Origin of the sequence: Streptomyces sp. NPDC047515 (assembly GCF_040643055.1) — a bacterium.
In the GTDB taxonomy this organism is placed as follows: Bacteria; Actinomycetota; Actinomycetes; order Streptomycetales; family Streptomycetaceae; genus Streptomyces.
Genome location: NZ_JBEYTM010000132.1, coordinates 1 through 5,329 on the forward strand (window position 1 = coordinate 1; position 5,329 = coordinate 5,329).

Consider the following 5,329-nt stretch of genomic DNA (forward strand, 5'->3'; position numbering starts at 1 on the left):
GCGGGTGATCCCGCGGATGTCGTGCTCGCGCATCAGCCGCTCCACCCCTCTTACGGTTGATGCGCCGGCCCGCGCGCCGCAGCTTCGCCGTCACATGCGGCGCTCCGTAGGCACCTCTGGACTCGGCGTGGATCTGCCGGATCTCACCGACGAGGTCCTCCTCACCCGCTGCCCGCTCCACGGCCGCCGCCCTGCTCGCCCGCCACCGGTAGCAGGAGGCGCGGGGCACCTGCAGCACTCGGCACAAGAAGGCCACTGGATAACCGCCCGGGTTGTCGGAACTCGCCTTCTCCGCATCGATGAACGCGTAGCGCGCGGCTACTTCGTCTTCCGCTCCGCGAAGAAGGCGGTCGCTTTTCCCAGCACTTCGATCCTCTGCTCCTGCTCGCGGACCTTCCGGCGCAGCCGGACCAGCTCTTCCCGCTCCACCGATGTCAGCGCCCCCGTCGGCCCCTCGCCCCGGTCGATCTTCGCCTGCTTCACCCAGCCGCGCAGGCCCTCGGTACTGACCCCGAGCTCCCGGGCCACCTCGGCCACCGTCCGCCCGGAGGACCGGACCAGCTCCACCGCGTCCCGCTTGAACTCGGCCGTGTATCGCTTACTCGTGTTGCTCTTCTTACTCACTACCTGGACTGCTTCCTCCGGGACCCATCCGTCCCAGTATCAGGCTGTCCAGCTCAGAGGGGGAACTTCAGGGGCCTGCGCTTGCTGGGGTGTCGGGGCTTCTTGTTGAGGAGGAGGCCGGCCGTTTGGGGGAGTACCGGCTCAATGCTTTTGATGACGCTACTGCTGTTGAGTTGGCGTTGGGGTGTCATTATGGGTTGTTGTCCGAGTTGGATGGTGTGGTGCTGGAGAATCCGTTGCGTGAGCGGACTCGGTATCGCCGGATTCTGGCGCTGTATCGGGCTGGTCGGCGTGCGGAGGCCATGGAGTGCCCGACTCCTGCGTCCGGCTGACCGCTTGGAGCGCCGGTCCGGGGCTGAACCTGGCTGCGTCGCCGAGACCACCGCCCAGGCTGCCCGGGGGCGGGGAAGTCCACCAGCACATTGGGGTCCTTCGGATCGCCGTTCAGCACCGCGTGGGCGGGCGTCACGCTGCCCAGGGTATCGAGGGACGGCGGCGGCTCGGTCGGGAACCGCGGCTCGCGGAGCACCGCCCGGGCCTGCGCGGAGAGCAGCGGAAGCGCCCGGCGAATGGACGACGTGCACAGTTTCGTATTACCCGCCGGGTCCTCCCACACACACAGCAGAGCCACGAAATCCGGGCGGTTGTCGTGGAATGCGTTCTCGTTGTGGAGTTCGAGGAGAACGGAACCCGCATTACTCTGCGAGGCCTCGCTCCCCGGCACGGGAACAACATTCTGAACGAGAGCGCCGGTCTTTTCGTTACGGAATGCTATGACCTCTCCGAGGTGGAGCATCGCGGTGGTGACGACGGAAGCGGCGACCGTGGGAACGCGCTCCACCGACCCCCTCACGGCCGGCGTCGGAAGCAGCGGCTCGTCCGCCACCACCGGCAGGTTGCGCAGTAGCAGGACCCCGTCGGGGCCCGCGTCGTGACGGAACGCGCGCGGCGCCGCGAGCAGCCTGCGTGGAAGCTCCACAGAGGCATCACGCGCGGCGTCCAGCCAGCGGGGATCATCGATCCTGCCGTCCGCGAACCCCTTCGGGGTCAGCTGCTCGGCGACGGCGACGAGTGCTGGCACATATAGACGGCCCGTAGCCGCCGGGCGGACGATCGCACCGTGGCATTTCTGTCCGCACGGTCAGCCGGGCGGACGAACCGGAAGCCACGAGAAACCGAGAGAGGTCGACAAGGACCATGAAGGGGGACAGTCCATGGCGTTCGTACACGGAAAACCGAAGAGCACCGCACCCAGCAGCCTTCCCGGGCAGCGCCCGGGGCACCGGACCTCGCTGGTGCGGCCCATGTCTGGTGGTGGCAGCCGCCGCAGCGGGTCGTCCCCGACGACCTCGCCCTGCTCGGCACCGAAGAATTCCACCGCGCGCTCAGCCTGCCGGCCGAGCAGGACGTGGCCGCCTTCGTGCACACGAGGGCCGGGGCACGCCGCGCCCTGTCCGAACTACTGCTCGTAGCACCGCAGTCCATCGAGCTGGGCCGGCGCCAGTGCCCCGGCTGCGGGGACTTCGGGCACGGCCCGCCAGTGATCGAACACCCCCAGGTGCCGTGGGCGATCAGCCTGTCCCGCACCGCGGGATGCGGTGTCTTCGCACTCGGTGACGGACACGCCCTCGGTGTCGACGTCGAAGCGGTACGGCCCATGCGCCAGGCCTCGCTGTACGACTCGGTGCTGACCGACAACGAACGCGCCCACCTGGTGTCGCTGCTGCCCGGACCGGCACGTGACGCGGGGTTCCACCGCGTCTGGACGCGCAAGGAAGCCGTCGTGAAGGCGGCCGGGCTGGGGCTGGTGGGCACCGCGCTGAACCAGCTGGAGACCTGGCCGGCCCGTCACGGACCGGTCCGCGTCCTGCACACGCACTCCGGCCGCACCACCGTCTGGTCGGTGCAGGACCTGCGGCTCAACGACCGGGTCGCCGCCGCCATCGCCCGCCCGTCCGGCGGCGCTCCTGCCGGGCCCGTTCACATCCACTGCGTACTCGGCCCGCCCGAGGAGGCCGATGCGCCTCACACCGAAGGAAGTCGACCATCATGACGACACAGCCCCTGGAGACGGCCCTGGTGACCCCGGCCTCTCCGGCACCCCGGGCCGGCCACGCCGATCGGCCCGGCTTCAAAAGAATTGAACCTGCCCGGAGAGCCGGTGCACCCACCGGATCCGATGAGCTCACCGACCGCGGCCGGCGCGCCGACGACCCCGGGGAGCTCGACGGCACCGGACTGACCGGATACTTCGCCGAACTCGCCGCCGTCGTCGAGCAGGCGGACCCCGGGCCCGCCACGCGCGCGGCGGCGGGGAGGAGCGCGAGCGCGTCCGGGTCACCGTCTGGGTCCGTACCGCCTACGAACACCCCCTGTCCGCTGCCGTGTTCGGCCGCCCCGACGGCACGGTCGCCCACGAGGTGCGGGCCGCCCAGGCCGCCGAGCTCGGCTTCCGTATCGACGTCGGCCGGGGCCGCGCCGTTGCGGCCAAGCCGTCCGCCGAAGTCCGGGCCGCCGCCGCGGTCGCCGCGATGTGGGCGCTCACCGCGACCGCCTTCGGCCCCGCCGCCCGGCCACCGCGCGAACGCGTCGTCGCCGACGCATGGACCATGGTCCGCGAGACCATCGCCCCCGCACTCGTCCCCGAGATCCCGACATACTCCTGGACCCGCGGAACGTGGTGACGCCACGGACAACGGCGACTTTCCGGCGAGCGACGCAGACGGCTTCTGCCCGGCCACCGCGGTCACCCGACCGCGGCGGCGCTGTCGTGCGCGGCCGGCGAGCGCCGAGCGGAGGGGAGCGGGCCGATGGCGGCCGGATCCGCCGGGTCCAGCGACGCCGCGTACAGGAGGACCAGTTCATGGCACCGGTACAGCGGCAGCCCCTGCGGATCGAGCCCCGAGAGGTCGAGCAGCGCGGCGTCCACCAGTGACTCCAACACCCGTTCGGCCTCGTCCTCCGGCATCGCGAGACGCACCGAGGCGTCCCGGGCCGAGAACGGCTCCGTACCGGCACCGGACAGAGCTCTGAGCGCCGGTGGGCCGTCGGCGGCCGTGCGCCGCACCGACGGCAGCAACACCCCCCGCACATCCAGATCGCCGAAGGACAACTCGGCGAGCCGTTCGCCCGGGTTTGCGAGCCGGTCCGCGAACCGACTGGCCGGCCACGACGGCCGTGCCGCGAGACGGGCCCCCACCACGGCGAGTGCCAGCGGCAGCCCCCCGCAGTACGCGACCAGGTCGTCGGCGGCATCCGGGTCCTCCCTCAGCCGCTCCTTGCCGGCCGCCGCCAGCATCGCCAGGACTCGTCGTTGTCCAGCGGTGCGAGGACCACGGTGTCCGCCCCGGCCACCCGGGCCAGCCGGGTCCGGCTGGTGATCAGTACGGCCGCCTGCGGGCTCGCGGGCAGCAGCGGCGCCACCTGGAGGTCGCCGACCGCGTCGTCGAGGACGACGAGGAGCCGCTTGCCGGAGGTCCGCGCACGGTAGAGCCGGACCAGCTCGTCGCGGTCGCAGGCCCGCGGGAAGTTCCCGTCGAGACCGGGCTCGCCCAGTGCACGCAGCAACCGCACCAGCACCTCGCCGGCATCCTTGGGCGTACCGTCCGGATGGCACAGCTCGACGAAGAGCTGACCGTCGGGGAAGTGACCAGAGCTCTCCTCGGCGGCCCGCACGGCGAGCGCCGTCTTGCCCACCCCCGCCATCCCGGTCACCAGCAGGCACCGGGGCCGATTCGTCCAGGTCGCCAACCGCGCGGTCAGCAGGGACAGTTCCGCGGGCCGGCCGACGACCCCACCCTCCGCGGCCGGAAGCATGGCGGGTACATCGGACCGCCCCCGCGCTGCCCCTGCACCTCGCAACCCCAGCTCCCCGACCAGCACGGCCTGATACGTCGCCCCGAGCGCCTCGCCCGGGCCCACCCCCAGCTGATCGACGGGCACCTTGCGTCCCTCGTAGTACGTCTGGAGGGCATCGGCCTGCCGGCCGCACCGGTACAGCGCGGTCATCAGCTGGGCACGCAGCCGCTCCCGCACGGGATGCTCGGCGACGAGACCCGTCAGCTCCGCCGTCACCTGCTCGTGCATGCCCAGCGCGAGATCCGCCTCGATGCGGTTCTCCAGCGCCAGCATCCGCGCCTCCTCCAGCTGCGGCAGCTCGGCCTCCAGGAGGAACTCGGTCACGTTCGACAGGGCCGGACCACGCCACCACCCGAGCGCCTCGGTCAGCAGGGCCTGCGCGTCGGCGTGACGCCGCTCCCGCAGCGCCTGACGGCCGAGCCGGCCGAGCCGTTCGAACTCGACGACGTCGATACGGGCCCCGGGCGCCCGCAGAACGTACCCGGGCTGGCGCCGTACGATCTCGACCTCGTCGCCGAGCAGCTTGCGCAGCCGCGACATGTACGTATAGATCTGCGCGCTCGCGGTGACCGGCGGGTCCCACCCCCACAGCAGCGCGCCGAGCCGGGAGTCCGAGACGACCCGCCCGTGCGCGAGCAGCATCGCGGCGAGGACCGTGCGCACCTTGGAACCGGACAACGCGATCCAGTCCCCGTCACGCCGGGCCTCCACCGGCCCGAGAATCCGGAAGTCCATGCGGCAAACCCCTTTCAGGTCTGAGTGCGTTGTGGCAAAGGGAGTTCCTGTTCGATGAGCAGGGGCTTCTTCGTATGCGGGGCATGATTGCGGAGGGGTAGGGGCAGGCAGC

7 protein-coding genes and 1 pseudogene are annotated in these 5,329 nt (G+C 71.4%); 3 read left to right on the plus strand and 5 right to left on the minus strand.

Annotated features, from left to right (window positions below):
* On the minus strand, nt 1–238 hold a 238-nt coding region (locus tag ABZ826_RS38805), incomplete at its 3' end, for an IS3 family transposase (protein WP_361459245.1).
* A gap of 80 nt (nt 239–318) precedes the next feature.
* Nucleotides 319–624 (minus strand): transposase, encoded by a 306-nt coding sequence (locus ABZ826_RS38810; RefSeq protein ID WP_361459233.1) that lies wholly within the window; start codon nt 622–624, stop codon nt 319–321.
* A gap of 89 nt (nt 625–713) precedes the next feature.
* On the opposite strand from ABZ826_RS38810, the pseudogene ABZ826_RS38815 reads away from it, so the two are divergent.
* Nucleotides 714–872 (plus strand): annotated as a pseudogene (locus ABZ826_RS38815) (BTAD domain-containing putative transcriptional regulator); the annotation flags it as partial.
* On the opposite strand, the gene ABZ826_RS38820 reads toward ABZ826_RS38815, so the two are convergent.
* The gene (locus ABZ826_RS38820; RefSeq protein ID WP_361459235.1) at nt 815–1,705 is read right to left on the minus strand and encodes a hypothetical protein; all 891 of its coding nucleotides are present in this window, start codon (nt 1,703–1,705) and stop codon (nt 815–817) included. The pseudogene ABZ826_RS38815 and the gene ABZ826_RS38820 sit on opposite strands and share 58 nt — an antisense overlap.
* A 327-nt stretch (nt 1,706–2,032) precedes the next feature.
* Here ABZ826_RS38820 and ABZ826_RS38825 point away from each other — a divergent pair, with 327 nt between their 5' ends.
* Nucleotides 2,033–2,677, plus strand: a complete 645-nt coding sequence (locus ABZ826_RS38825) for a 4'-phosphopantetheinyl transferase superfamily protein (RefSeq protein WP_361459237.1) — start codon at nt 2,033–2,035, stop codon at nt 2,675–2,677.
* Nucleotides 2,678–3,008: 331 nt separating this feature from the next.
* Nucleotides 3,009–3,308 (plus strand): hypothetical protein, encoded by a 300-nt coding sequence (locus ABZ826_RS38830; RefSeq protein WP_361459239.1) that lies wholly within the window; start codon nt 3,009–3,011, stop codon nt 3,306–3,308.
* 62 nt (nt 3,309–3,370) lie between these two features.
* On the opposite strand, the gene ABZ826_RS38835 is transcribed toward ABZ826_RS38830, so the two are convergent.
* A complete protein-coding gene (locus ABZ826_RS38835; RefSeq protein WP_361459241.1) occupies nt 3,371–3,922 on the minus strand; it encodes a hypothetical protein in 552 nt (183 codons plus the stop codon).
* Nucleotides 3,892–5,217 (minus strand): BTAD domain-containing putative transcriptional regulator, encoded by a 1,326-nt coding sequence (locus tag ABZ826_RS38840; RefSeq protein ID WP_361459243.1) that lies wholly within the window; start codon nt 5,215–5,217, stop codon nt 3,892–3,894. The genes ABZ826_RS38835 and ABZ826_RS38840 overlap by 31 nt, the downstream gene beginning before the upstream one ends.
* Nucleotides 5,218–5,329: the final 112 nt, after the last annotated feature.

Excerpts from the sequence above, each read along its gene's own strand:
- ABZ826_RS38840 (WP_361459243.1), bottom strand. The coding sequence starts at position 5,217 with ATGGACTTCCGGATTCTCGGGCCGGTGGAGGCCCGGCGTGACGGGGAC.
- ABZ826_RS38835 (WP_361459241.1), bottom strand. The coding sequence starts at position 3,922 with ATGCTGGCGGCGGCCGGCAAGGAGCGGCTGAGGGAGGACCCGGATGCC.